Origin of the sequence: Paraburkholderia sp. A1RI-2L (assembly GCF_048957375.1) — a bacterium.
Taxonomy (GTDB): domain Bacteria; phylum Pseudomonadota; class Gammaproteobacteria; order Burkholderiales; family Burkholderiaceae; genus Paraburkholderia.
The window spans coordinates 1,221,201-1,247,385 of sequence record NZ_JARBTA010000001.1; the positions used below are offsets into that span (position 1 = coordinate 1,221,201).

At 63.9% G+C, this 26,185-nt stretch carries 19 protein-coding genes and 1 pseudogene; 4 read left to right on the forward strand and 16 right to left on the reverse strand.

Annotated elements, in window-relative coordinates; all coding sequences use genetic code 11:
- The first annotated feature begins 627 nt into the window (after positions 1-627).
- On the forward strand, positions 628-2,064 hold the full coding sequence (locus tag PWP93_RS05800) for a cytochrome c peroxidase (RefSeq protein WP_421043789.1): 1,437 nt from the start codon (positions 628-630) through the stop codon (positions 2,062-2,064).
- Positions 2,065-2,131: 67 nt separating this feature from the next.
- On the opposite strand, the gene PWP93_RS05805 is transcribed toward PWP93_RS05800, so the two are convergent.
- From PWP93_RS05805 to PWP93_RS05830, 6 genes are all read right to left on the reverse strand, one after another.
- Complete coding sequence (locus tag PWP93_RS05805; RefSeq protein ID WP_421043790.1) at positions 2,132-3,154, reverse strand: substrate-binding domain-containing protein; 1,023 nt, start codon at positions 3,152-3,154, stop codon at positions 2,132-2,134.
- A gap of 81 nt (positions 3,155-3,235) precedes the next feature.
- Positions 3,236-4,339 (reverse strand): ABC transporter ATP-binding protein, encoded by a 1,104-nt coding sequence (locus PWP93_RS05810; protein WP_421043791.1) that lies wholly within the window; start codon positions 4,337-4,339, stop codon positions 3,236-3,238.
- Positions 4,340-4,375: 36 nt separating this feature from the next.
- Positions 4,376-5,248: a carbohydrate ABC transporter permease gene (locus PWP93_RS05815; protein WP_421045014.1), complete on the reverse strand. Its 873-nt coding sequence runs from the start codon at positions 5,246-5,248 to the stop codon at positions 4,376-4,378.
- Positions 5,249-5,307: 59 nt separating this feature from the next.
- The gene (locus PWP93_RS05820; protein WP_421043792.1) at positions 5,308-6,264 is read right to left on the reverse strand and encodes a carbohydrate ABC transporter permease; all 957 of its coding nucleotides are present in this window, start codon (positions 6,262-6,264) and stop codon (positions 5,308-5,310) included.
- Positions 6,265-6,277: 13 nt separating this feature from the next.
- On the reverse strand, positions 6,278-7,519 hold the full coding sequence (locus PWP93_RS05825) for an ABC transporter substrate-binding protein (RefSeq protein ID WP_421045015.1): 1,242 nt from the start codon (positions 7,517-7,519) through the stop codon (positions 6,278-6,280).
- Positions 7,520-7,580: 61 nt separating this feature from the next.
- Positions 7,581-9,035, reverse strand: a complete 1,455-nt coding sequence (locus tag PWP93_RS05830; RefSeq protein ID WP_421043793.1) for a GH1 family beta-glucosidase — start codon at positions 9,033-9,035, stop codon at positions 7,581-7,583.
- Positions 9,036-9,103: 68 nt separating this feature from the next.
- Between PWP93_RS05830 and tnpA the strand changes: the two genes are divergently transcribed.
- Genes tnpA through tnpC form a run of 3 tightly spaced genes read left to right on the forward strand, consistent with a single transcriptional unit; the run spans position 9,104 to position 11,403 of the window.
- Positions 9,104-9,430 carry an IS66 family insertion sequence element accessory protein TnpA gene (gene tnpA, locus PWP93_RS05835; RefSeq protein ID WP_342964817.1) on the forward strand — a complete coding sequence of 109 codons (327 nt, stop codon included), beginning with the start codon at positions 9,104-9,106 and terminating at the stop codon, positions 9,428-9,430.
- Positions 9,430-9,798 carry an IS66 family insertion sequence element accessory protein TnpB gene (gene tnpB, locus PWP93_RS05840; RefSeq protein ID WP_421043126.1) on the forward strand — a complete coding sequence of 123 codons (369 nt, stop codon included), beginning with the start codon at positions 9,430-9,432 and terminating at the stop codon, positions 9,796-9,798. The genes tnpA and tnpB overlap by 1 nt, the downstream gene beginning before the upstream one ends.
- A gap of 18 nt (positions 9,799-9,816) precedes the next feature.
- Positions 9,817-11,403, forward strand: a complete 1,587-nt coding sequence (gene tnpC / locus PWP93_RS05845; protein ID WP_421044971.1) for an IS66 family transposase — start codon at positions 9,817-9,819, stop codon at positions 11,401-11,403.
- A gap of 270 nt (positions 11,404-11,673) precedes the next feature.
- Here tnpC and PWP93_RS05850 read toward each other — a convergent pair whose 3' ends face one another.
- From PWP93_RS05850 to PWP93_RS05895, 10 genes and pseudogenes are all read right to left on the reverse strand, one after another.
- Positions 11,674-13,326: a SulP family inorganic anion transporter gene (locus tag PWP93_RS05850; RefSeq protein WP_421025213.1), complete on the reverse strand. Its 1,653-nt coding sequence runs from the start codon at positions 13,324-13,326 to the stop codon at positions 11,674-11,676.
- A 238-nt stretch (positions 13,327-13,564) separates the two neighbouring features.
- A complete protein-coding gene (locus PWP93_RS05855; RefSeq protein ID WP_421023960.1) occupies positions 13,565-15,295 on the reverse strand; it encodes a SpoVR family protein in 1,731 nt (576 codons plus the stop codon).
- Positions 15,292-16,560 carry a YeaH/YhbH family protein gene (locus PWP93_RS05860; RefSeq protein WP_421043794.1) on the reverse strand — a complete coding sequence of 423 codons (1,269 nt, stop codon included), beginning with the start codon at positions 16,558-16,560 and terminating at the stop codon, positions 15,292-15,294. The genes PWP93_RS05855 and PWP93_RS05860 overlap by 4 nt, the downstream gene beginning before the upstream one ends.
- Positions 16,561-16,718: 158 nt before the next feature.
- Complete coding sequence (locus PWP93_RS05865; protein ID WP_421023958.1) at positions 16,719-18,641, reverse strand: PrkA family serine protein kinase; 1,923 nt, start codon at positions 18,639-18,641, stop codon at positions 16,719-16,721.
- A gap of 621 nt (positions 18,642-19,262) precedes the next feature.
- Positions 19,263-20,024: a 2-keto-4-pentenoate hydratase gene (locus PWP93_RS05870; RefSeq protein ID WP_421023957.1), complete on the reverse strand. Its 762-nt coding sequence runs from the start codon at positions 20,022-20,024 to the stop codon at positions 19,263-19,265.
- 331 nt (positions 20,025-20,355) lie between these two features.
- Positions 20,356-21,005, reverse strand: a pseudogene (locus tag PWP93_RS05875) (methyl-accepting chemotaxis protein); the annotation flags it as partial.
- 108 nt (positions 21,006-21,113) lie between these two features.
- Positions 21,114-22,046 (reverse strand): ribokinase, encoded by a 933-nt coding sequence (gene rbsK / locus PWP93_RS05880; RefSeq protein WP_421045016.1) that lies wholly within the window; start codon positions 22,044-22,046, stop codon positions 21,114-21,116.
- A gap of 132 nt (positions 22,047-22,178) precedes the next feature.
- Positions 22,179-23,216 (reverse strand): LacI family DNA-binding transcriptional regulator, encoded by a 1,038-nt coding sequence (locus PWP93_RS05885; RefSeq protein WP_421043795.1) that lies wholly within the window; start codon positions 23,214-23,216, stop codon positions 22,179-22,181.
- Positions 23,217-23,320: 104 nt separating this feature from the next.
- Entirely contained in the window at positions 23,321-24,358 is a 1,038-nt protein-coding gene (locus PWP93_RS05890) for an ABC transporter permease (protein WP_421043796.1), read from the reverse strand.
- Entirely contained in the window at positions 24,355-26,091 is a 1,737-nt protein-coding gene (locus PWP93_RS05895; RefSeq protein ID WP_421043797.1) for a sugar ABC transporter ATP-binding protein, read from the reverse strand. The genes PWP93_RS05890 and PWP93_RS05895 overlap by 4 nt, the downstream gene beginning before the upstream one ends.
- Positions 26,092-26,185: the final 94 nt, after the last annotated feature.

Below are 26,185 nucleotides of genomic sequence, written 5' to 3' on the forward strand. Positions count from 1 at the left end.
GTCGTCTATGACTGTCCCAGCTTGCAGCACCCATTTGTTCCCTGCGCGCGCGAACCGGCACTGATCAGCGAAGCCTGGACATGGCCCTCCACAGGCTTTGCAGTATCCAGCTTACCAGCGGCTAGCGTATCGCGGCACGAATGCGCCATCGCCCTGGTTTCGTGGCTCGATGCCCCCCCTTGAAAGCATGCCACGCAGACCGGGAAGCGTCACTTCGCGCTCAGGCGTGCGCCTTGATGCAGGCAACGCGACGGCACACCATCTGCTCCGGCTTTAGCCGTGCGACCTCGTTTCAGGCGCCGGGCACGGTATTGCACGGGTGACCTTGATGCCTATCATTCACGGCATGATTGCCATGAATGAAAAAAAATAGAAAGGCCGTTTTGTTTGTTCTACTTATCGAATAGATGCCAGTTTTTTAAGCTTCGACCGGTCGCGGGCGACAAGTCAGCGTCTGCTTGACGTGCCGCAATGGCGCTGACGCCGGGTATCGGTAGCATCAGCACGCTAATCCGTCTCGGCCCTTCTTCACCTGGCGTTCACCGTACTCAGGTCCATGCCAGAGTGGGCTTGTTCGGGCCCGACATCCGCTCAGGATTCCCAGGTTCCCTACAACCAACGCCAACAATGAAAAAATTCCTCGTCGGCGCTGTCGCGCTTCTCGCCGCCGGCTATCTCGGCCTTAGCGGCATCGCCTGGTATCACGACACCCTCTACGCCGAAAGCACGGCCAGCCTGCCCGCCGCGTCTCCGGAGGGTGCAAAGGTTCGCAATATCCTCGCCCGCAACGCATGCTATTACTGTCACTCGACCAAAGCGGTACTGCCGGCGTATGCGTCCCTGCCCGGCATCCAGCAGCTCTTCCGCTACGACATCGAGACCGGCCAGCGTTATTTCCGGCTCGACGCCGTGTTCAATGCGCTGCGCAACGGTACACCTCCCCCGCAGGCCGATCTCGCCAAGCTGGAGCGCGCCGTGACGAACGACACGATGCCTCCCCTGCGCTTTCGCATGGTGCACTGGCGCACCGGGCTGAACCAGCACGACCAGCAGACGCTGCTCACATGGATCTTGCAGGAGCGCAAGCGCGGGTATACCACGCCTGGCGTCGGGATGGCTTTCGAGAACGATCCGGTGCAGCCGTTGCCGCAGGCGTTGCCGACCGACGCGCGCAAGGTCGCGCTCGGCGCGCAGTTGTTCCACGATCCGCGCCTTTCCGTTGACAACACCATTTCGTGCGCGAGCTGCCATTCGCTCGCGACCGGCGGCGTGGACAACCGCAAACGCTCGATCGGCGTGGGCGGCCAGCTGGGCGGCGTGAATGCGCCCACGGTATTCAATGCCGCGCTCAACCATACGCAGTTCTGGGACGGGCGCGCCGCCACGCTTCAGGAGCAGGCAGGCGGGCCGCCGCTCAATCCGGTCGAGATGGCGTCGGCATCGTGGGATCAGATCGTCGGCAAGCTCAATGCCGATGCGCCGTTCGCGCAGGCCTTCTTGCAGGCCTACCCTGATGGACTGAACGGCGCGAACATCACCAACGCCATTGCCGAATACGAAAAGACTCTACTCACGCCCAGCCGTTTCGACGCCTGGCTGCGCGGCAACACTGAAGCATTAAGCAACGAAGAGGTGCGTGGCTATAACCTGTTCAAGTCGGTGGGGTGCGCGAGCTGCCACGTCGGCGCCAATCTGGGTGGGCAATCGTTCGAGCGCATGGGCCGTGCTGGCGACTACTTCGCCGCACGCGGCGACGCGCTGACCGAAGCCGACAACGGCCGGGCCAACGTCACGCACGATCCACGCGATCGCCAGTCGTTCAAGGTGCCGGGATTACGCAACGTGGCGCTCACGGCACCGTATTTCCACGACGGCAGCGTAACGGATCTGCGTGAGGCGGTGCGCATGATGGCGCAGTATCAGCTCGGCACCACGCTGTCCGAAGCGGACGTCGACGCGCTGACCGCGTTTCTCAAGTCGCTCACCGGCACCTATACGGCTGCCACCACACACACCAGCGCCCCTACCCCGTCGTCCTCGCCTGCGCTCGCTGCGCAGCCTTGATTCGCGCGGGCGGTAGTGCGCGCGTGCGTGCCACCGCCATCCCATACGCTCTTGCGCCGAGCAATAGTCAGACAAGACGAGCGGGATTCGGCCGTGCGACCGAGGCACGCATCGTTACGCTGACGCCGAAATCGCGCTCGATGTCCCAATGCGTGCCATAGCACTGATTGATCAGCCAGCGCACGGCATTGCGGGTGAGTTCCGCCGTCGGAATGTGGACCGAGGTGAGCGCGGGTGCCATATAGGCCGCTGAATAATCATCGTCGTAGCCCATCACTGAGATGTCGTCCGGCACCGCAATGCCCGCCTGCTGCAAACGGGCGAGCGCCGACATGGCCATCGTGTCGTTGGCGCAGAAAAGTGCCGTGAAGCGTTGCTTCGAGTCGAGCAACTCGCCGGCCGCGGCATAGCCGCCCTCGGGCGAGAAGTCCGACATGATGAGCGGCACTGCCGCGCGCGCAATGCCGTGGTGCGCGAGTTCGGTGAAGAAACCGTCGAGACGCGCGAGGTTGTCCGAAGAGCTCGGCGGCCCGCCGATCACTGCAATCTCCCGGTGGCCATGCTCGACCAGCGTCCGCGCGGCCAGTTCGCCGCCGTGAAAATGGTCGGCGCAAAACGACGCCTCGGGCAACTGATCGAACACACGGTTCAGGAACGCCATACGCGGATGCATCGCATGCAGCATATTGAGGTCTTCGTCGTGCAGGTCGTGGCTGATGACCACCATGCCGTCGCAGTCGCGCCCGATCAGAAAGCGCACGGCCTCGATGGCCTGCTCGCGTGGCGAGCCGTCGCCGCAACCGGTGGCCACTACCACGTGCCGCTTCACCGCGCGCAATTCCGTATCGGTCTCCTTGAGGATGGTGCCGTAATAGGAGCCAAAAAAAGTCGGCACGAAAATGCCGACGATGCCGAGCGACTGCGTCGCCATCGCCCGCCCTATCGACGACGGCCGGAAGTTTAGTTGCTCGATAGCGGCCTGCACGCGCGCGGCAGCCTCGGCCGACACCGGCCCCTTGCCCGAAATCGCCCGCGAGGCCGTGGAAAGACCCACACCGGCCAGCGTTGCCACGTCTTTGAGGGTTACCACGCTTGTTTGCCCCCTTGCCTTCTTCTGGTTATGTTTTCCGAGCGCCCGCCCCTTTCATCTAATGGTCTGATGAATGGGCGCTCAAAGTCGCAGGCTGCTCGCCTCGTCGAACAGCGATACCTGCCCGGCATCGATCTCGAACGGCACACTAGCTCCGCTCGCGAGCGGTGTCTTGTCCTGATCGATCGAAGCGATCTGCGTTCCATGATAATCGAGCCAGAGGACCCGGTGGTTGCCCATCGGTTCGATCAGCGTAATTTGGCCTTGCAGCGCCTCGCCCCGCGAGGCAATGCGCACCGGATCGCCCGAGCGGATGTCCTCGGGACGCACGCCCAGCACACATGGCCGGCCAGGATCGGGCGCTCCCTTGAACGCATAGCGCGAGACGTCCACGGCGAGCCGCTGGCCGCGGAACCACAGCTTGCCTTCGCCGGCTTCGAGCACACCGTGCAGAAGATTCATCGGCGGTGCACCAAGGAAGGTCGCCACGAACAGGTTTTCGGGCCGCGCATAGACATCGGCGGGCGCGCCGAACTGCTGGATCACGCCGCCCTTCATGACCGCCATGCGCGTGGCGAGCGTCATGGCCTCCACTTGATCGTGCGTCACGTAGATCATTGTCGCGCCCAGTTGCTGATGCAGTTGCTTGAGCTCGCGGCGCAGTTCCGTGCGCAGCTTGGCGTCGAGATTCGAGAGCGGTTCGTCGAACAGGAACACATCGGCTTCGCGCACCAGCGCGCGCCCGATCGCCACGCGCTGGCGCTGACCGCCCGAAAGCTGCGACGGCTTGCGCGAGAGCAGCGGGCCGAGCTGGAGCATCTCCGCCGCTCGCTGCACGCGCCGCTCGATTTCCGCGCGTGGCGTGCCATTGATACGCAATGCGAATGAAAGATTTCTCTCGACGTTCATCGTCGGATAGAGCGCGTACGACTGGAACACGAGCGCCACGCCGCGATCCTTGGGATCGGCCCACGTCATGTCTGCGCCCGCGATTTCGATGCTGCCGTGGGTCACGTCGATCAGGCCGGCGATGCTGTGCAGCAAGGTGGACTTGCCGCAGCCCGAAGGGCCGAGCAGCACCACGAACTCTCCCGCGCGCACATCGAGGTCGAGATCTTCGATCACCGTGTTCGCGCCAAGGTCGATGCGCAGGTTGTGCACCGCTACGTTTGCCGGATTCGCCATCGTCTGCCTCCTTGTCCTGACCTCATCGTCGGTTGCTCATCCCTTCATCGCGCCCGATGCGATGCCGCGCACGAACCAGCGGCCCGAAATGAAATAAATCGCGAGCGGTACGAGCGAGGTTAGGATCGTCGCGGCCATGTTCACGTTGTAGAGCCGCTCGCCTGTGGTGGTATTGATGATGTTGTTGAGTTGCACGGTCATCGGCAGGTTATGGGTGCCCGCGAAAACCAGCCCGAGAATATAGTCGTTCCAGATGCCCGTGACCTGCATGATCAAGGCAACCACGATAATGGGCGCCGACATGGGCAGCATGAGTTGCACGAAGATGCGCCAGAAGCCGCCGCCGTCGATGCGCGCCGCCTTGAAGAGCTCCTGCGGCAGCGCGGCATAATAGTTGCGAAATAGCAGCGTCATTACGGGCATGCCGAAGATCGTGTGGATCACGACGATGCCCGGCAGCGAAGCGAACAGATGCACGGCGGCCAGCACGCGCACGAGCGGATAGACCATCACCTGCACGGGAATGAACGCGCCCGCGAGCAGCACGGCGAATAGCACGCCCGCGCCGCGCGGCCGCCAGAACGAGAGCGCGTAGCCGTTCACGGCGCCCACCGCAATCGAAATAATCGTGCTCGGCACGACGATGCGCACCGAATTCCAGAAGCCCACGCGAATGCCCGCGCATTCGAGGCCCGTGCATGCCGACGACCAGGCGTCCTGCCACGGCGCGAGCGTGACATGAAGCGGCAGCGCAAGCAGATGGCCCATGCGGATTTCATTCATCGGCTTGAGCGAGGTAACGAGCATCACATAGAGCGGCAACAGGAAAAACAGCGCGGAAATAATCAGGAATCCATATATACCGAAGCGAGCCGGTGTGAAATGACGCCGCCGCCTCGGGGCAGGCATGCGGCGCCCGGGCTTCGCTTCAGTCGCGCGGGCGCTGGACGGTTTGGCAAGCCGAACGTTCATGTTCGCTCTCCCCTGCGCGCTGCCATGGCCGAAACACGGCTGCGCGCGTACAGCACTGGCGCGAGCACCGCGAGAACCGTCGCGAGCAGCACGATCGAGGCGGCGGAAGCCAGCCCGATGTTCGCACGATTGAACAGGTAATCCATGATGAACTTGCCCGGCACTTCGCTTGCGGTGCCGGGGCCGCCTTGCGTCATGGCCACCACCGCGTCGTAGAGCTTCACCACCATCACGAAGAGCAGCACGAACGCGGTGGACATCGAGGTCTTCAGCATCGGCACGACGATGCTCGCGTAAACACGCCAGCGCGGAATGCCGTCGAGGCGCGCGGCCATCCAGATCTCTTCCTCGATGCCGCGCAGCCCCGCGAGCATCAATGCCATCACGAGCCCCGAGGCCTGCCACACGGTCGCGATCACGAGCGTATAGATCGCGAAGCGTTCCGAAACGATCCAGTCGAAGTGCGCGTGCGCGAAACCCATATGCCGCAGCACCGCCTGGACGCCGAGTTCGGGATTGAGGATCCACTGCCACACGAGCCCGGTTGCTACAAACGACATCGCATATGGATAGAGAAAGATCGTGCGCAGCGCACCCTCGGCTGCAACGCGCTGGTCGATGAATATCGCGAACAACAAACCAGTCGCGAGACAGACTACGATAAAGCACACACCGTAGATCGCGAGGTTCTGCAGCGAGACGATCCAGCGGTCGTTTTCGAAGAGCCGCGCATACTGGGTCGCGCCCGCGAACGTGTTGGTCGGCAGTGAGCGCGAGTAGCTCATCGAAACACGCGCGGTCCACAGCATCGTGCCGATATAGGCGAACACGACCGTGGCTGCCATCGGCAGCAGCGCGATCCACGCGGCCAGCGACAGGCGCCGCCGCATGGGGCGCCCCGCGCGTTTCAATCGTTCCCGGCGCCTCGCATGATCCAGCTTGAGCGCGTACATGGGCTGCCCCGGCTCAGCGCTTGATCGCCGTGGCGAACGCTTTCTGCGCTTCGTCGACGGGCTGGTTCTTGTTCCAGAAGTTCGTGATGACGTCCTGAAGCGCGCCCTGCACATCAGGCGGAATCAGCATCTCCGGGTTCGGCAACTGGCGAGATTTGTCCTTCATGATTGTCATGCCCTCCTTCGCGCAGATGTCGAAGTTCGAAGTATCCACGTCCTGGCGAATCGGTATCGAGCCCTTCTTCTCGCTGAATGCCGCTTGCGCCTTGGGCGAGGTCATCACCGTCGCGAGCAGTTGCTGCGCTTTCACGGCCTGCGGGTTGTCGGTCTTCGGGAACACGAACGCATCGCCCGCCACCATATACGGGGAATTCGCGAAGCCCGGAAAGCAGCCGAAGTCCTTGCCCGCCATCTGATGCGCGTTAGAGAACTCGCCCTTCGCCCAGTCGCCCATGATTTGCATGCCTGCCTTGCCCGAAATCACGAGCGCCGTCGCATCGTTCCAGTTGCGGCCGGGCGAGCCCGGATCGACATAGCTGTGCAGGCGTTTGAAGGTCGTCAGCACGTTCTTGAAAGCCGGCGAATTGACCGCGTTCGCATCGCGGTCGCGATAGACCCTCATGTAGAGATTGCGATCCATGTCGGCGAAGATCGCGTCGAAAGTGATTTTCTCCTGCCACGCCTGGCCGCCGAGCGCGAGCGGAATCAGGCCTGCCGCCTTGAGCTTGTCGAGGTCGGCGAAAAGGTCGTCGAAGTTCCTGGGTTCGCTCGCGATGCCGGCTTTGGCAAACGCGGGCTTCGAGTAAAAAAACCAGTCCTGCATGTGGATGTCCACGGGCGCGGCATAAAAATGCCCGTTCACCTTGATCTGGTTGAGCACCGATTCTGGCAAAATGGCGTTCCAGTTCTCTCTGGCTGCAACGTCATCGACATTATTCAGGAGTCCCTGGTCGATGAGATCGTGAAACTGTTTGGACGTGTTGAACTGTGCCGCCGTGGGCGGATCGCCGCCAACAATGCGGTTGATTGCCGTGGCGCGCGCCTGGTCCGCGCCGGCAATCGCGTTGTCGATCCACTGGCCGCCCGCCTGATCATAGGCTTGCGCGAATTGCTTGATGGCGGCCGATTCGCCGCCCGAGGTCCACCAGTGAATCACGGTGGCCTTGATCGGTGCGTCCGCGGCGTGCGCCACCAGCGCGCCGGCCATCGCGAGCGCAGCGACGACAGCGCGCAGCATGGGCGCGCGCGGGTTCATCCGGTCCAATCGCTTCATTGCGTCTCCTCCGGTGTACCGGTTTGTCTATCGTTCTATGAAGTCAAGCCCGCGCGCCTCGCTGGGCCATGAAGCGCGCAATCAGTTGTGCGCTGCGTTTGGGCGTGCGCTTTTGCGTGTCGTAATCCACATGAACCACGCCGAAGCGCCGTTCGTAGCCGAATGCCCATTCGAAGTTGTCGAGCAGCGACCACACAAAGTAGCCGCGCACGTCCACGCCCACCTTGATCGCGGCGTCGACGGCAGCCAGATGCCGCTTGAGAAACGCAATGCGCTGCGCGTCGTCCACTTGCCCCTCGCGCACGCTGTCGTCGGAAGCCATGCCGTTCTCGGTGATATAGACGGGCGGCAGGTTTTCATACGTGCGATGAAAGCCCACGAGCAGATCGCGCAGACCGTCCGGATAGACCTCCCAGCCCATCTGCGTGCGTTCGACGCCGGCAAGCGGCACTTCGACAAAGCCGTGTGCGCCGTCGCTTTTCACCTGGGTACGAAAATAGTAGTTGATGCCGAGGAAGTCGAGCGGCGTGGCGATCGTCTGCATGTCGCCGTCGAGCACGAGCGGCTCAGTGCCGGGCCACAGTTCGAACAGCTCGGCTGGATACTCGCCCTTGAGCAACGGGTCGAGAATCCACGCGTTGTGCTGCACTTCGAAGCGGCGCGCGGCGGTGAGGTCGGCGTGCGAATCTGAATCCGCCGTGCCGCGCCCGACGTTCGCGACAAGGCCCTTGGCCGAGCGCGGATCGTTCGCGCGCAGCGCCGCCGTCGCCAGCCCGTGGCCCAGCAGCAGATGATGCATGGCCTGGGTCGCATAGCGCGGATTCGCAAGGCCCGGCGCATGATGGCCGTTGCCATAGCCGAGATACGCCGAGCACCACGGCTCGTTGAGCGTCATCCATGCGTCGACGAGGCCCGACAATTCACGGCTCATCAGGTCCGCATAGTCGGCAAAACGCCAGGCAGTATCGCGATTGAGCCAGCCACCGCGATCCTCCAGATGCTGTGGCAAGTCCCAGTGATAGAGCGTCGCGAAAGCCCGGATGCCCTTCTCTTTCAAACGCTCGAGCAAGCGCCGGTAGAAGCCGATGCCCTTTTCGTTCGGACGGCCCGACGCATCCATCACCCGCGGCCAGGCAATCGAGAAGCGATAGGCCTCGAAGTTCAATGCTTCCAGCAGATCGAGGTCGCTTTCCCAACGGTGGTAATGATCGCAGGCCACAGCGCCGGTATCGCTCGCGAGCACCTTGCCGGGTGTGGCGCTGAAGGTGTCCCAGATCGATGGCAGACGGCCATCCTCGCCCACCGCGCCTTCGATCTGGTACGACGCGGTGGCCGCCCCCAGCAAGAAGTCGCCTCGCCAGAGCACGGAATCGGGCGCCGGCGTGAAGGCGTCGGGTTCGAACGAGGCAGCCGGATCGGGATGCGGCGAAGCGGAATGCGGCGAAGCGGCTAGGTCGTGTGTCACGAAAGCTCCTGCGCAAAGTAAGCGGTAAGCCATGAGCGTTATAGAGTTCGCGTAGATGTCGTTGCAGAATGCTCCTCGTTCAATGCGATCAGGAGCAGACGATGAAGGCAGCAGCGAAGCGAGAGGAAGTGGAATTAGCGTGGCGCCAGAGGCTGGCACGCTTCGCAGAGCGCGGACTGACGGTCAGAGCGTTCTGCCGTGAGGAGTCGGTGTCGGAGTTTCGCTTCTATCATTGGCGGCGGCGCTTGCAGGGCCTGGCATCTCCGTGTGGCGTGGATGCATCCGCCGGGGACTCGGCCTTTGTCGATCTGGGGACCATTGCGGCAACTGACACGCACATCAACCCGGGCACGCAGGCTGGACAGGCGAATCTGACGATCCGCCTCGATCTGCCCGGCGGCATCGTTCTGACAATCGCGAGAAGCTGATGTTCTTCCCTGAGCAGCAGGTACGTGTGTTCCTGTACGGCGCACCCGTGGACATGCGGCGCTCGTTCGATGGCTTGCACGCGATCGCACGCCACAGCATGCCGGTCGATCCACTTGGGGGCCATCTGTTCGCGTTCATCAATCGTCGTGCCACGCAAATCAAGGTGCTTTATTTCGATCGCAGCGGCTGGTGCGTTTGGGCCAAGCGGCTCGAGCAAGGCCGATTTCTGGCCAACTGGAACCGGGCGGACACGCGTGAGATCGATGTCACCCAACTGAAGCTGTTGCTCGAGGGAATCGAGGTCGTCCGGCAGCGGCATCGTTACCGGCACACGCAGCCACAGTCGCCGGTGAGGCCCTCGCCATGAGGCATGCGTTGCCCTATGATGGTGGCCATGCCATCGACTGCCGCCACCGACGAAACGCTCGTAGCGCTCACTGCGCACGTGGCGGCGTTGTCAGCGCGATGCGAAGCGGTACTGAGCGAGAACGCACAATTGCGCGCGCAAGTCGCGTGGTTCCAGCGCCAGCTGTTCGGCCGCAAGAGCGAGCGTCGCATCGTACAGCCCGATGCGGCACAAGGCACGCTGGGCGAAGCCTTCGATGCTGTGCCCGATGCACCGGCGCCGGGCAGGAAGACGCGCATAGCAGGCCACGAGCGCAGCACCACGCCCAGTCGCCCGGGTGTCGACGAATCAACGCTGTTCTTCGACGAGGGCAAGGTGCCGGTCGAAGTCATCGAGATCGCGAACCCCGAGAGCGCAGGTCTCGATCCCGAGGATTACGAAGTAATCGGCGAGCGTGTGAGCCACCGGCTGGCCCAACGTCCCGGCAGCTATGTCGTGCTCAAGTACGTGCGCCCGGTGATCAAGCGGCGCGATACGCAGGCACTGTCGTGTCCTGCGGCGCCGGTTGGTGTGATCGAAGGCAGCCGCGCCGATGTGTCGTTCATCGCCGGGCTGCTCATCGACAAGCTGGTGTACCACCTGCCGCTGTACCGCCAACATCAGCGGCTTGCCCAGTGCGGCATCCGCGTGTCGCGGCAGTGGCTCACGCAGATCGCGCAAGCGGCCATTGCGCTGATCGAGCCCGTCCACGACGCGCAGTGGCAGTCGATCCTGAGCTCGCGTGTCAAGCGCATGGACGAGACGCCGATCAAGGCCGGACGGGACGGCCCGGGCAAGATGAAGTCGGCGTACTTCTGGCCGGTGATGGGCGAGCTCGAGGAGATCTGCTTCCACTACCAGCCGAGCCGGCGGCAGGAGCACGTCGAGCAGTTGCTCGGGCAAACCGCGGCGGCTGGCAGCGTCCTGCACACGGACGGCTACAAGGCGTACGCCTGGTATGCGAAGAAGACGGGTCTGGCCCACGCGCAGTGCTGGGCGCACAGCAGGCGTGCCTTCGTGAAGGCCGAAGAGATCGAGCCGGCACGCGTGGCCGAAGCGCTGGAGCATATCGGCGCGCTGTATCGCGTCGAGGAAGACATCCGGCAGAAGGGCCTGACAGGCTCCGGCAAGCGCGCATGGAGGCAGCAGCATGCGAAGCCGGTGGCGCAGCAGTTCTTCGTCTGGGTGGACAGGCAGTTCGAAGCGCAAGGCTTGCTGCCGAGCAGTCCGCTCACGAAGGCGCTGGCCTATGTCCGTGAGCGCCGCGATGGCCTGTTGCTGTATCTGGATGATGCGGATGTCGAGATCGATACGAATTCATTGGAGCGGGCGCTGCGCGCCATCCCAATGGGCAAGAAGAACTGGATGTTCTGCTGGACCGAACTCGGCGCCAGGCAGATCGGTATCGCGCAAAGCCTGCTGGTGACGTGCAAGCTGCACGACATCGATCCCTACGACTATCTGGTCGACGTGTTGCAGCGCGTGGGCCAGCATCCGGCATCGCGCGTGCATGAACTCACGCCGAGGATGTGGAAATCACTCTTCGCCGGCAATCCCCTGCGCTCGCCCTTGCATCAGAGCGCCTGAGATCGCAAGAACGTCGGTGAATTACCGATTACTGCGCAAAAGCCGTCAGCGAGATGTTGCCGCGCCCCGGCGGAGTTGATGTGGAAGCGCTTCCACAGCGCTTGACGCGCACGATATCAGCCACGAAATCTCGCGGGCAATTCGGGTTTCTCTGGAGGTCCGGTGTCTCTGCAAACGCTCGCGAGCACGGCAGCCCCGCTGGAACCATGCTGCACTGCGCGAGGATGGTGCAAGGACGTGCAAGGACGTGCAAGGACGTGCAAGGACCGGTCACGCGTCAGCGTGCTGGCCGAGTTCCGGATGCACGGCCGCGAGCGCCTCGTGGAGCGTCGTATAGATGTTTTCCGCGCCCACCACGGGGGTGATGCCGTGGCGATCCATGTCCGCGCGCAGATAGCGGTTGACCCGGCCGAATATCACCTCGATGCCGCGATTGCGCAGCGACTCGCATAACTCGTTAACCGAACGACCTGCCGAATAATCAATGGCCGTGATGGCCGATGCGTCGATCACGAGACAATGCACGGGCGACGGCGCCCCGTCGATCAAACCGTTCACTTCGTCGACGAAAAGATGATCGTTGGCGTAGAAAAGATCGGAGCCAAAGCGATAGACGATGAGGCCGGGCCCGGTCACGAGTCCGACCTGCGCCGGCACGGGCATCCAGCGCCCCGTCTCGTTGGGCGCAAGCATCATCGTATGCGGGCGATAGCTGTGGCGCACGTGGCGCAGCAGCGAGAGCCCGATCGCAATGAGAATGCCGTTCTCCACGCCGATCACAACCACGGAGAGCGCGGTAACCACGGCGAGCCAGAACTCGCCACGGCTTTCGCTGCGAATATCGATCAACTGGCCAATGTGCACCATGCCGGCAGCGATCGTGAAGACGATGGCCGCAAGCACGCAGCGTGGCAGATATTGCAGCCAGTTGCTCAGAAATAGCAGCACCACCACGACAACCGCAGCAAACGCCAGTTGCGCAAACTGGCTGCGCGCGCCGGCCTGCTCGGCCATGGCGGTCTGCGTGGGGCTGCCGTTGACCACGAACGCGCCGCTCAGCGAAGCCGCCGCGTTTGCTGCGGCGAGGCCCAGCAAATTCTGGTCTTCGTCCACGCGCTCGTCGTAGCGCTCGGCGAATGCGCGGCTCGTCGCGGCGCTCTGCGCGATGATGATCACGAAGCACGCTGCCGCCACCTGCATCAAATCGAGCATCTGAAACCAGCCCACGGCCGGAAACGCAATGTGCGGCAGCCCTCCTTGCAGCGGTCCGGTCACGGCAATGCCGCGGCCCGCGAAGTCGAACGTGGCGCTCGCGGCAATGCCGCCCACCACCGCGACGAGCGGCACGGGCCAGGCCGGCCGCAAACGCTTGAAGACGAGAATCGTCAAGACCACGAGCGCCGCGATCGCAGGTGTCTGCCAGTGAATGGAGGAAAACTGCAAGATGATCTGCCTGACCTGCAGGGCCGTGCGCCGCGAGGCGAACGGAATGCCGAGCATGTCGCCGAGCATCGCCACGCCCACCTGTACGCCAACACCGGTAAGAAAGCCCACCAACACCGTGCGCGAGAGAAAGTCGGCGAGAAAGCCTAACCGGAAAATGCGCGCGAGCAGCAGGAAGAACGCCGTGAGCAACGCGGTCATGCCAGCCAGCGCGACGTATTCGGCGCTCGCAGGCGCCGCCATGGCTGTGAGCTTGCTCGCGAAGATCGTGGCCGTAGCCGAATCCGCAGCGACCACGAGGTGGCGCGAAGCGCCGAAGAACGCGAACGCGATGAACGGCAGGAAGCCGGTATAGATCCCGGTAACGGCCGGCATGCCCGCAATGCGCGCATAGCCGAGCAGTTGCGGAATATTCATCGACGCGAGCAGCACGCCCGCTTTCGCGTCACGCAACGCCCCTGCACGGTTGAGGTGACGCATGCCACTGAAAAATTCAAACGCCACGACGGCTTCCTTTCGATGCCTGCATCCGCATGGGCTCCGGAGTGACTGGCGAGTAAGGGTAATAGCGCCGTATCTTAGCGCGGCACAGCCGGTTCGTTCACGGCGGCTTGCCATGCTGCGATCCTGGCGAAAGGCAAGCTGCGCGACAACAAGAAAAAGGCCAGCGCGCGGGCTGGCCTTCGGTTGCACTGCGGGCGTCGAAGCCGGTGTATGCCTATACCCTCACCGCCGGCGGCACGTAACGGCATTCGTAGCGCTTCCTGACCGTGCCGTTCTCGTCGACGCTTTCCAAATACACATCGAATTGCCAGAGCCGCGCCATGTGCCGCAGCACTTCGTCAGTGTCGCCCGACAGATGACGGTTATCGCTCATGAAGTGGCGCAGCGTGAGGCTGCGGTCGCCGCGCGTGTTGACCGACCAGACCTGAATGTTCGGCTCGCGATGATGCATGTCGTACTGCCGCGAGAGGGCCTGGCGCACGTACTGATAGCCGCTGTCGTCGTGAATGGCCGAGACTTCCAGTGCGTCGCGCATGTCGTCGTCGAGCACCGAGAAGAGCCGCATCTCGCGGATCAGATGCGGCGATAGATACTGCGCGACGAAGCTCTCGTCCTTGAAGTTGCGCATCGCGTAGTGCAGCGCACTGAGCCATGGGCTGCCGGCGAGTTCCGGGAACCACTTGCGGTCTTCCTCGGTGGGGCTTTCGCAGATGCGGCGTATGTCGCTCATCATCGAAAAGCCCAGCGCATACGGATTGATTCCGCTGTAGTAGTGCTTGGTGACTGGCGGCTGATAGACCACATTGCTGTGCGAGTGCAGGAACTCCATCATGAAGCCGTCTTCCAGCTTGCCTTGCGCATACAGCGTATTGAGCAGCGTGTAGTGCCAGAACGTGGCCCAGCCCTCGTTCATCACCTGAGTCTGGCGTTGCGGATAGAAGTACTGACCCACCTTGCGCACGATGCGGATGACTTCGCGCTCCCACGGTTCGAGCAGCGGCGCGTTCTTTTCGGCGAAATACAGCAGGTTCTCCTGCGGCTCGGGCGGGAAGCGCTCGTCGATTTCCTCGGCGATGGGCTGCTGCGTCTTCGGCAGCGTGCGCCATAGTTCATTGACCTGCGATTGCAGATACGCCTCGCGCTCGCGGCGCAGCGCAGCCTCGCGTTCGAGCGAAAGCTTTTGGGGCCGCTTGTAGCGGTCCACGCCGTAATTCATGAGCGCGTGGCACGAGTCGAGCAACTCCTCCACACGGTCGAGACCGAAGCGCTCCTCGCATTCGGCAATGTAATTCTTCGCGTAGACGAGGTAGTCGACGATCGCATGCGCGTCGGTCCAGAGGCGGAACAGGTAGTTGCCCTTGAAGAACGAGTTGTGCCCGTAGGCCGCGTGCGCGATGACGAGCGCCTGCATCGTCATCGTGTTTTCTTCCATCAGATACGCAATGCACGGATTCGAATTGATGACGATCTCGTACGCAAGCCCCATCTGTCCCCGGCGATAGCTCTTCTCCGTGGAGAGAAAATGCTTGCCGAACGACCAGTGACGATAGTTGACCGGCATGCCGACTGACGCATAGGCATCCATCATCTGCTCCGCGCTGATCAATTCGAGCTGGATCGGATAGACGTCCAGTTCGTATTGCTCCGCAACATGCGAGATATGCGTGTCGTATTCTTCGATCAACTCGAAGGTCCAGTCGGATGGGCACGGCAACGGCCGTCTGTCGGCTACGTTCATATGCAATTCCCTGGTTTCCGGAAGCCGGGGTTCAGGGAGGTCATGTTCGGGGAGCCCGTGCGCGTCTTTGCGCGCCGGCTCGGCCGGGTGTCCCCCCCGTTTTGCGGCAGCCTCGTGATCGCCGTGCTGTCCCTTCCCGTGGCCGCCGGTCTTGCGGCGCTCCGGCTGATAGCCGCGCGCCTCGTTGTGCAGGTGGCGTGTCGTCATGAATGCTCCACCTGCTTTTCAAACAGTTCCCGGAAGACCGGATAGATATCCGCCGGGTTGTCGACCTTCTTCATCGCCAGATTCGGGTCGGTGAGCGCCAGTTGCGCATATTCGAGCCAGAGGTTTTGCTCCTCGGGCGTCACCTGAATATAAGCAAAATAGCGCACCTTAGGCAGGATGTCATCCGCGAGCAGCTTGCGGCACTTCGGCGAATCGTCGGTCCAGTTGTCGCCGTCCGAAGCCTGCGCCCCGTAGATGTTCCAGTCGCTCGGCGAATAACGGTCTTCGATCACCTTTTTCATCAATTCCAGCGCGCTCGACACCACCGTGCCGCCGCTTTCCGTCGAATGGAAGAAGGTGTCCTCATCCACTTCCTCGGCGCGCGTGTGGTGGCGAATGAAGACCACTTCGATCTTTTCGTAATTGCGCTTGAGGAACAGGTACAGCAGGATGAAGAAGCGCTTCGAAAGGTCCTTGCGCTGCTCGTCCATCGAGCCGGACACATCCATCAGGCAGAACATCACCGCCTGGCTCGACGGCTGCGGCTGCTTCACGCGGTTCACGTAACGCAGGTCGAACGGGTCGATGAACGGAATGCGCCAGATGCGCCCGCGCAGATGATGAATCTGCTCTTCGAGCTGTTTGATGTCGTCGCGCCGGTCCGACGGATCGGCCATTAGCACCTCCAGCTGCTCTTCGAGATTGCGCAATTCGTTCACAAGCGGCGCGCCCAAAGCGATGCGCCGCCCGAGCGCGCTCCTCAGCGAGCGCACCACGTCGATGTTATTCGGCGTGCCCTCGGCGGCCCACCCGGCGCGGATGCTCTTCCACGTGGGCACGGCCATCAGATGGGTCTTGACGAGGCGCGGCAGTTCGAGGTCGTCGAAGAAGTACTGCATGAACTCCTCGCGCGAGAGTTCGAACACGAAGTCGTCCTGACCTTCGCCCTCGTTGCTCGCCTGGCTGCCGCCACCGCCCCCGCCGCCTTGCGGACGCGGAATGCGGTCGCCGCGCACGTAGTCCTCGTTGCCTGGATGCACCATTTCGCGCCGGCCGCCGGGGCCGTGCCGGAACGACGGCTCGGCAATGTCCTTGCGCGGAATGGTGATGCTCTGGTTGCTTTGAATGTCCTTGATGCTGCGGTCACGCACCGCTTCCGAGACGGCGTGACGAATATAGTTCTTCACGCGGCGCAAAAAGCGCTCGCGGTTTGCAATGCTCTTGTTCTTGCCGGCCAGCCTGCGGTCGATGATTTGATGAAGCACATCCAGTCTCCCGCTCACGTTTCGAATGGGCGAGGTGCGCAGTCTGGAATGCCACGTTCAGTTGCTCATGGCTACGTGGCCTGCGCCCCGCCGGATCTCCTTTTTGCGCCGCCGCATGAAATGTGCGGCGGCGCAACAGGAAGGTATTGCCTCTGCGCTCATGACGACTTGCGCACACGCAGATACCAGTCGCAGAGCAACCGGACCTGCTTGGGCGTATAGCCCTTCGCCACCATGCGATTGACGAAGTCTTCATGCTTGCGCTGTTCTTCCGCCGATCCCTTTGCATTGAACGAGACGACCGGCAAAAGTTCTTCCGTATTCGAGAACATTTTCTTCTCGATCACCACGCGCAGTTTCTCGTAGCTGATCCACGCCGGGTTCTTGCCGGCGTTGCCCGCGCGCGCGCGCAGCACGAAGTTCACGATCTCGTTGCGGAAGTCCTTCGGGTTGCTGATGCCCGCGGGCTTTTCGATCTTCTCCAGTTCCGCGTTCAGCGCCGCGCGGTCGAAACTCTCGCCCGTGTCGTGGTCGCGGAACTCCTGATCCTGAATCCAGAAGTCGGCGTACGTGACATAGCGATCGAAGATGTTCTGCCCGTATTCAGAATACGATTCGAGGTAAGCGGTCTGGATCTCCTTGCCGATGAACTCGGCGTAACGCGAGGCCAACACGTCCTTCACGAACGACAGATACTTTTGCTCGGTCTCCGGCGGAAATTGCTCGCGTTCGATCTGCTGCTCGAGCACGTACATGAGGTGCACCGGATTCGCGGCTACTTCGGTCGAATCGAAGTTGAACACGCGCGAGAGGATCTTGAACGCGAAGCGCGTGGAGACCCCGGCCATGCCCTCGTCGACCCCGGCGAAGTCGCGGTATTCCTGATACGACTTGGCCTTCGGGTCGGTGTCCTTGAGGTTCTCGCCGTCGTACACCTGCATCTTCGAGAAGAGGCTCGAATTCTCGGGCTCCTGCAAGCGCGTGAGCACGGAGAACTGCGACATCATTTTGAGCGTGCCCGGCGCGCACACCGAATCCGCAAGCGACGAGTTGCGCAGCAGCTTCTCGTAGATCTTCATCTCTTCCGAATAGCGCAGGCAATAGGGCACCTTCACCACAAAAATGCGGTCGAGCAGTGCTTCATTATTGCGGTTATTGCGGAATGCCTTCCACTCCGACTCGTTCGAGTGCGCAAGGATGATGCCGTTGAACGGAATGGCGCCGAATCCTTCGGTACCCTTGAAGTTGCCTTCCTGGGTGGCCGTGAGCAGCGGGTGCAGCACCTTGATCGGCGCCTTGAACATTTCGACGAATTCGAGCAAGCCCTGATTCGCGAGGCACAGGCCGCCGGAATAGCTGTAGGCGTCCGCGTCGTCCTGCGCGTATTGCTCGAGCTTGCGGATGTCGACCTTGCCGACGAGCGAGGAAATATCCTGATTGTTCTCGTCACCCGGCTCGGTTTTCGCAATGCCGATCTGCCGCAGGATCGACGGATAGCGGCGCACCACGCGGAACTTGCGGATGTCGCCGTTATATTCGTGCAGGCGCTTGACGGCCCACGGGCTCAGGATGCTCTTCAGATAGCGGCGTGGAATGCCGTATTGCTCTTCGAGGATAGGGCCATCCTCGTCGTAGTCGAAGAGACCGAGCGGCGACTCGTTCACGGGCGAACCCTTGATCGAGTAAAACGGCACGCGCTCCATGAGCTGCTTGAGCCGCTCTGCAATGGAAGACTTGCCGCCGCCCACCGGGCCCAGCAAGTAGAGGATCTGCTTCTTCTCTTCGAGCCCCTGCGCCGCGTGACGGAAGTACGCGACCACCTGCTCGATCACCTCTTCCATGCCATAAAACTCGCGGAACGCTGGATAAACCTTGATGACCTTATTGGCAAAGATGCGCGACAGGCGCGGATCGTTGCGAGTGTCGATCTGTTCTGGTTCCCCGATTGCCGTCAGCATGCGTTCGCCAGCCGTGGCATACGCACTGGGATCTTCTTTGCAGAGCGCGAGATACTCCTCAAGCGAGAGCTCTTCCTCTCGCGTTTTTTCGAAGCGGGTCGCGAAGCTGCTGTAGATATCCATGCTACCTCCTCGCCGAGATCTGGACCGATGTCGTGCGCGGCGCGCTATTCGGAAACGACATCGCTCGAATTCATCCTAAACCTTTTCGAATTTTTTTTCACACAAAAATCGAGCCTGATTGAAAGTTCAGACTCGAGTGCTTGGACCCTGGCCTGCGACGCCGTACAATTTTCAGCCTACCCGCAAATTTCACGCCGCTAGCGCGCGCCATCGCACTGCGAATCGACGCTCGAGCATCAACCCCGCCGCTACGCCGCCCTCTGCCGCGCGCGTGTATCGCTTCTTCATAGAACGCACGGCGGCACAAGGCGTGTACAGATCACCACGCTAACTTGTAACGCCATTTTTGTAACAGTGCTGTCGTTGTTCATCTTGGCCATTATGCGTGAGCGATTTTTTTATTTGTTATACGCGGCACATGGGCCGGTGTCAGTGAGTTGGCGCGCATTCATTCATGGGACGATAGACGCGCGCTGCCCCTGCTGTCAGTAGTGGCTTTCGGGTGACTCGAATGCGCATTGCGCCGGCGCCGCAAAAAGCATGACCGCCTCTCTTTGCATCGTGCTCGCGTCGTGCTGATATGCACGGTGTTCGCAAGCAAGATCCTGCGGGCGCTTCGCGTCAGACGAACTCGATCTCGACCTCGCCGAGGCCGTCTATATGACCGTGCAGCAGGCCTGCGCCCTCGATGCGGTGCGCCCCTACGTATGAGCCCGTGGTGATGGTCCACTCGGGTTCGATGGTGATGCCCATCGCGGCGCAATGATTGACGAACCAGACCAGCAACTCGCGCGGATCGCCTGCGGGATTACCCGCCATTTCCGGCACGAGCGACACGCCGTCGAAGGTGAGTTCGAGCTCGGGCGCGACGAAGTCGAGCGCTCGCGCGAGCGCCCCGTAAGGCTGCGCATGCCCGGTCACGAGCGCGCCGTTGTTCTGTGCATCGGCAAGCTGCGCGAGCGGCGCGACGTTCGGCCATTCGGCAAAGCGGCTGTCGACGATTTCGATGGCGGGCAGGATTTGCCCCACGAGCGCGAGCACCTCGTCGCGCGCATAAGCGTCGGCGCGCGGCAAGACCCGTTCGGCAAAGCGGAAGGCGATCTCCAGCTCGACCAGCACGCGGAAGAACGCCTGGCGTTCGACGCGCGCCGGCGAGGCGTGCACGTGAGTCGCGGGCAACGGTGCGCCGGACCCCGCGCCTCCGGGCGCGCGCGCACCGATCTTCCAGCCGCCCGTGGCGGTGCCCAGCCCCGCGAGCACGGCCTGCTGGATCGCGTACGCAGTGGCCGCGTCGGGCGGCAGCCATTCGGGCGCCAGCGTCTCGATCATCTGATGGCGGCTGCGCGCCGCCACGAGGCGCTGCGCGAGATCGTCACGTGTCATGTCTGGATCCTTTCTTGTGCGTGCGTGTGCGTGCGCCGGCAGCGCGAGTCCTGCGTCGAGCCGGCATGATGGCGCGATGTCGCGCGTGTTGCAGTGCGCTTGCGGCGCCTGGCCCTTGCCGCGAAAGCGGCTGCGCAGTGTACCGTGCGTCCCCATCCGCGCGCGTGACAAGATCCACAATGTACCGTAACCGGCTTGGTGCGGCACTTGCGCATGCATGCGCATCGCAGGCATAAAAAACGCCGCTGCGATGCAGCGGCGTGGCTTCGTCAAGCGGGTTTGCGGCACAGCCCAGTCGCGGGAGCCGGGCGTCGGAAAGCCTCCCCGTCCCGATGCCGCCGGACTGCTCCTGCGAAGCCGCGAAATCTCCCCCATGATGTCGGTCACGCGCTGCACCGCGCCGATGATTTCCGTCATCGTGCGCCCCGCCTCGTCGACGAGTGCGGAACCTGCATGCACGCACTCGACCGAGGTATCGATCAGCCCCTTGATCTCCTTGGCCGCCGAGGAGCGCTGTGCGAGGCTGCGCACCTCGCCCGCCACGACCGCGAAGCCGCGCCCCTCCTCACCCGCGCGGGCGGCTTCCACAGCCGCATTGAGCGCCAGGATATTGGTCTGGAAAGCGATCCCCTCGATGATCGCGATGATGTCGGCAATCTTCGCCGAGCTTTGGTTGATCTCGCCCATCGTGCCCACTACCTCGCTCACGACGCGGCTGCCCTTGTTGGCGATATCCGATGCGCTGGCGGCCAGCGCGCTCGCCTGGCGGGCGTTTTCGGCGTTCTGCTTCACCGTGCCGGTGAGCTCCTCCATGCTCGCGGCAGTTTCCTGCAAGGCCGAAGCCTGCTCTTCCGTGCGCGAAGAAAGGTCGATGTTGCCGGCTGCGATCTGGTGTGTGGCCGTGGCGATCGCTTCGGTGCCGCCGCGCACCGAGCGCACGGTATCGCTGAGGCTGCGCTGCATGCGCGCCACGCCGCCCAGTTTGCGGCAAGCGTCCGGGAGGCTTGAAATAGTGATCAGATATGACGAAATGAGAAGAATTGGCTGACGAATAAGTTACAGGGGTTGCGGGACGCGTTCCCCCTGGTTTCAGCGCGCCATGTCTTCGAGCGAAGGAATGGACGGTTGCGCCCCTGCGCGCGTCACGGAGATCGACGCCGCGCGCAGCGCGAACTGGATCGCCTGCACGGGCGCCTCGCCAGCGGCGAGGCGCACCGCCAGAGCGCCGATGAAGGTGTCGCCGGCCGCCGTCGTATCGACTGCGGCCACCTTGGGCGCGGGCCAATGCACGGGCGCCGGCCCGCCCGCCGGGTCAGCGGCACTCGATGCTTCATCGCCGAGCAAGGCGCAGACGCCCTGCTCGCCGAGCGTCACCAGCACGTTGCGCGCCCCCGCGCGGTGCAGGGCCTTGGCGGCACGCGCGGCGTCCTCGGGCGTGGCGAGTGGCAGGCCCGTGAGCGTCGCGGCTTCGAGTTCGTTGGGAACGAGATAGTCGATGAGCGGCAGCCAGTCCACGGGTAGCGGACCGGTGGCCGGTGCGGGATTGAGGATGGTGATCTTGCCGAGCCGGCGCGCGGCGCAAAGCGCCGCGTGCACCGCGTCGAGCGGCGATTCGAGCTGGCAGACGACGACGTCGGCAGCCGCGAGCGCCGCCTCGTGGCGCGCCAGACTTGCCGGCGTCACTTTGGCGTTGCTGCCCGCGACGATCACGATGGCGTTCTGGCTCGCCTCGTCGACGACGATGAGCGCCACGCCGGTCGGCGCTTCCGGCGCGGTGTCGAGCGCGCCGCAATCGATGCCTTCGGCAAGGAGCCCGGCGCGCAGCAGCTCGCCATTGGCGTCCGCGCCCACGCAGCCGACCATCGCCACCTGCGCGCCGAGCCGCGCCGCCGCGACCGCCTGGTTGCCGCCCTTGCCGCCCGCGACCTGCGCGAAGGCGCTGCCCGCGAGCGTCTCGCCAGGGCGCGGCAGGCGCGGCGCGCGCGCAACCAGGTCCATGTTCAGGCTGCCGACCACCGCCACGCGGCCACGCTGCCGGCCTGCGTCTTGCGTACCCGATTGCGCATGCGTGCGCGGAGCTTCGTCAATCGCCACTTCGTGTGCCTCCGGTGCTCCACTGTCCAGTCGGCAGATTATGCACGCGTCGCACGCACATCAGGCCGCGAGCGACGCCCGGGCGCCGCACCACGGCGCGGTCGATTCGCGCTCCATGAGCTGAGGCGCCATCACGCGCCGGAGCACCGTCGCGCCGCTGCGTGTCTCGCCTGCAGTGCCGATGCGCTCGATCAGCGTGAGCGCCGCCATCTCGCCCAGCTCGCGTACGGGCTGGCCGACCGTGGACAGCGCGGGCCAGGTGAACTGGCCCAGCTCGATGTCGTCGAAGCCGATGATCGAGCACTCGGCCGGCACGCGCAGGCCGCGCTCGGCTGCCGCGCGCAGCGCGCCGATGCCCATCATGTCGTTACACGCGAAGATCGCGCTGGGCCGCACGGTGTCGAACAGCTGCCCCGCGGCGCGATAGCCGCCCGCACCCGAGAAGTCGGCCTCGACGATCGCGCCCGGCGCGATCTCGATGCCGCACTCGGCCATCGCGCGCAAAAAGCCGTGCATGCGCATCGCGCTCACCGCCGCGCTGACCGGCCCCGTGATGCAGCCGATCCGCGAATGCCCGAGCTCGATCAGATGGCGCGTCGCGAGCCATGCGCCGCGCTCGTGGTCGATCTGCACGAGATCGGTGTCGAGGCCTTCGATGTTGCGGTCCACCACGACGATCGGCTCGCGCGTCTCGCCCAGCGTCGCCGCGAGCACGGCATCGTCACCCGCCGACGCCACGATCAGCCCGTCGATGCGCTTTTCCTGCAGCACGCGCAGGTAGTTGCGCTGCTTGACCGGGTCGTCATCGGAATTGCAGAAGAACACGCAGTAGCCCTTTTGCGCGCAGCCGTCCTCGACGCCGCGCGCAAGCTCCGCGAAGTACGGATTCGTGCCGTTGGGCACCACGAGCCCGATCGTCGCCGTCGAGCGCGCCTTGAGCGAGCGCGCGACCGCCGACGGCACATAGTTGAGGTCGCGAATCGCCTGCTCGACCTTGGCCCGCACGTTCGCCGAAACCGGCCGCGAATTGTTCACCACATGCGACACCGTCGTGAAAGACACCCCCGCCACGGCGGCCACATCCTTGATCGTCGCCATTTTTGCTGTTGCTCCTGCTTCGTCCTGCCCGTTTTCTACTGCTGCCGCCGCGCGGCTGCGCTTTCGTCACGTTCTTGTTGTTGCTTCGCCCTTCATCTGCCGCATCACTTGCTTTTGCGGCGGCTTCGATACGTGTCGAGCACCACCGCGATCACGATCACGGCGCCGGTGATGATGCGCTTGGTGGGCTCGTTCGCGCCGATCTGCGCAAGTCCCGCCGCAAGCACCGAAATGATCAGCACACCAAAAAACGTGCTGATGACCGAACCGCGCCCGCCCATCAGGCTCGTGCCGCCGATCACCACGGCGGCGATCACCTGTAGTTCGAGGCCGACGCCCGCGTTGGGATCGGCGGCTTCGAGGCGCGAAATCTGGAACAGCGCCGCAAGCCCCGCAAGCGCGCCCATCAGCGCGAACACGATGACCTTGTACGGGCGCGGATCGACGCCCGCGAGGCGCACCGCCTCCTCGTTGGTGCCGATGCCGATCAAATAGCGGCCGAACACGGTGCGCGTGAGCACCAGTTGCGCGATCACCATCACCGCGACGGCGATCAGGAACGCCGGGGAAATGCCGAACGCGATCGGATTCGAGAGGAAATCGAACGCATCGCCGATATAGGCGGTGCGCGAATGCGTCAACTGGTACGCAAAGCCGCGCGCGGCCTCCAGCACGCCGAGCGAAACGATGAAAGACGGAATGCGCCACCCCACCGTGACCGCGCCCGTGAGCGTGCCGGTGGCCGCCGCGGCCAGCACGCCGAGCAGTGCGGCGGGCAGCGCGGAGAGGCCCCACTTGAGCGACGCCACGCTCACCACCGACGCCCCGAGCGCCAGCACCGATCCCACCGAGAGGTCGATGCCCGCGATGATCAGCACGAACGTCATGCCCACTGACATCACGACGAGATCGGGAATCTGGTTCGCGATCGTGCTGAACGTGTCGTAGGTGAGGAAGTGCGAGCTTAGCAGCGAGAACAGCACGATCATCGCGACCAGCGCGAGCGCGAGGCCCAGATAGTTCGAAAAGCCAAAGCGCGTGCCGACGGGCCGCGCGCTCGCGGCAACTGTCCCATGCGGCGATGATTGCGCCGGCGGCCCCGGCGGTTCTCCTGGTGGTTCGCGCAACGGTCGGTTCGTCATGAAGCGCTTCCTCCTCGCTCATCGGGCGGCGGCGATTGATTGCGGCGTTCGGGCTGCTTCGCGGCCAGGGGCGTTGTCGGCTCGGGAAGGTCGGCGGCATCGGCGAGCAGCGCATCTTCGGCGCGATAGCCCGCGAAGGCGGCGCCGAGCAGCGCGTCCTGCGTCCATTCCCCGCGCGCGAAGATCGCCGTCATCTTCCCCGCCGACATCACGCCGATGCGGTCGCAGATCAGCATCAGCTCGCGCAGGTCGCTCGACACCACGACGAGTGCGCAGCCTTCGCGCGCGAGCGCGCCCATCAGCGCGTAGATGTCGAACTTGGCGCCCACGTCGATGCCACGCGTGGGCTCGTCGAACAGCAGCACGCGCACGCCTTGCGCACCCTGCTCGTCCGTGATGCGCCGCGCGAGCCAGCGGCCGATCACCACCTTCTGCTGGTTGCCGCCCGACAGCTCGCCCACGCGCTGTCCAGGACCGCTCGTGCGGATGCGCAGGGCATCGATTTGCGTTTCGGCAAGCGTGTTCTCGCGCCCGGCATCCACCACGCCATACCGCGCGACCGCACTCACGTTGCCGAGCGACACGTTCGCGGCCACCGGTTGCGTCAGCAACAACCCCTCGCCCTTGCGGTCCTCGGTGATCAGCGCGATGCCGTGCCGCACGGCGTCCGCCGGCGAGTCGATGCGCACCGGCATGGGCGGCTCGCCCGCTGCGCCCGCGAGCGCCACCGTGCCGCGATCCTTCGCGTCAGCGCCGTAGATGAGCCGCATGAGCTCGGTGCGCCCCGCGCCGATCAGCCCCGAGACGCCGAAAATTTCTCCCGCGCGAACCTCGAACGAAACGTCACGCACGACGCCGGCGCGGCCGATCCCGTCCACCCTGAGCAGCGGTGCGCCGATGCGCCGCTCGCCCAGCTCGATGCGCTCGCCGAGTTCGCGCCCCACCATCAGCGCGACGATGCGCTCGGGCGTGAAGTTGGCCATCTCGTCGACGCGCACGAGCCGGCCGTCGCGCAGCACCGCCACGCGCTGCGCGATGCGCTCCAGCTCCTCGAGCCGGTGCGAAATGTAGACGAGCGCCACACCGCGCGCCTTGAGTCGCGCGATCTGCTCGAACAGCAGCTCGACCTCGCGGCCCGTGAGCATCGCAGTGGGTTCGTCCAGGATCAGCACGCGCAGCGGCGCGGCGCCTGGCGCCTCGTCGCCGATCAGATTGCGCGCGATCTCCACCAGCTGCTGGTGGCCGATGCCGAGCGCACCCACTGGCGTATCGGGATCGATCGCCTCGAGCCCGACTTGCGCCATCGCCGCGCGGGCGTCCTCGCGCAACCGCGCGCGGTCGATCCAGCCCGCCCAGCCGAGCGGCCCGAAGCTGCGCGGCAAGCGGTCCAGGTACAGGTTTTCGGCAACCGAAAGCGTGGGCAGCAGGTTGAGCTCCTGCATCACCATGCGCACGCCGAGCGCTTCGGCCTGTGCGCGGCTCGCCGGCGCATAAGGCTGGCCCATCAGCGTCATGGTGCCCGTGGTGGGCGCGGTGAGCCCGCCCACGATCTTCGAGAGCGTACTCTTGCCAGCGCCGTTCTCGCCCGTGAGCGCAAGCACTTCCCCCGCGTGCAGCGCGAGGCTGACGTCGGCGAGCACCGGCTGCTCGTAGGTCTTGCCGGCGCCCGTCACCGTGAGCACCGCGCCTCGCGCGGATGCCGGTGTTTGGGCGTCGGGGGCAATTGCTTCCATCACGATCCTGTTATCGCGATCCGCACCGCGCGGCAAGGGGAGCGCGGGATTGCGGAGCGGGCGGCCGCCGTTCAGGCGGCGCGTTCGAGCGATG

Coding starts and splice junctions, on each gene's coding strand:
- PWP93_RS05800 (WP_421043789.1), top strand. CDS start 628: ATGAAAAAATTCCTCGTCGGCGCTGTCGCGCTTCTCGCCGCCGGCTAT.
- PWP93_RS05810 (WP_421043791.1), bottom strand. CDS start 4,339: ATGGCGAATCCGGCAAACGTAGCGGTGCACAACCTGCGCATCGACCTT.
- PWP93_RS05815 (WP_421045014.1), bottom strand. CDS start 5,248: ATGCCTGCCCCGAGGCGGCGGCGTCATTTCACACCGGCTCGCTTCGGT.
- PWP93_RS05820 (WP_421043792.1), bottom strand. CDS start 6,264: ATGTACGCGCTCAAGCTGGATCATGCGAGGCGCCGGGAACGATTGAAA.
- PWP93_RS05825 (WP_421045015.1), bottom strand. CDS start 7,519: ATGAACCCGCGCGCGCCCATGCTGCGCGCTGTCGTCGCTGCGCTCGCG.
- PWP93_RS05830 (WP_421043793.1), bottom strand. CDS start 9,035: ATGGCTTACCGCTTACTTTGCGCAGGAGCTTTCGTGACACACGACCTA.
- tnpA (WP_342964817.1), top strand. CDS start 9,104: ATGAAGGCAGCAGCGAAGCGAGAGGAAGTGGAATTAGCGTGGCGCCAG.
- tnpB (WP_421043126.1), top strand. CDS start 9,430: ATGTTCTTCCCTGAGCAGCAGGTACGTGTGTTCCTGTACGGCGCACCC.
- tnpC (WP_421044971.1), top strand. CDS start 9,817: ATGGTGGCCATGCCATCGACTGCCGCCACCGACGAAACGCTCGTAGCG.
- PWP93_RS05850 (WP_421025213.1), bottom strand. CDS start 13,326: ATGCGTCACCTCAACCGTGCAGGGGCGTTGCGTGACGCGAAAGCGGGC.
- PWP93_RS05855 (WP_421023960.1), bottom strand. CDS start 15,295: ATGACGACACGCCACCTGCACAACGAGGCGCGCGGCTATCAGCCGGAG.
- PWP93_RS05865 (WP_421023958.1), bottom strand. CDS start 18,641: ATGGATATCTACAGCAGCTTCGCGACCCGCTTCGAAAAAACGCGAGAG.
- PWP93_RS05870 (WP_421023957.1), bottom strand. CDS start 20,024: ATGACACGTGACGATCTCGCGCAGCGCCTCGTGGCGGCGCGCAGCCGC.
- PWP93_RS05885 (WP_421043795.1), bottom strand. CDS start 23,216: ATGGCGACGATCAAGGATGTGGCCGCCGTGGCGGGGGTGTCTTTCACG.
- PWP93_RS05890 (WP_421043796.1), bottom strand. CDS start 24,358: ATGACGAACCGACCGTTGCGCGAACCACCAGGAGAACCGCCGGGGCCG.
- PWP93_RS05895 (WP_421043797.1), bottom strand. CDS start 26,091: ATGGAAGCAATTGCCCCCGACGCCCAAACACCGGCATCCGCGCGAGGC.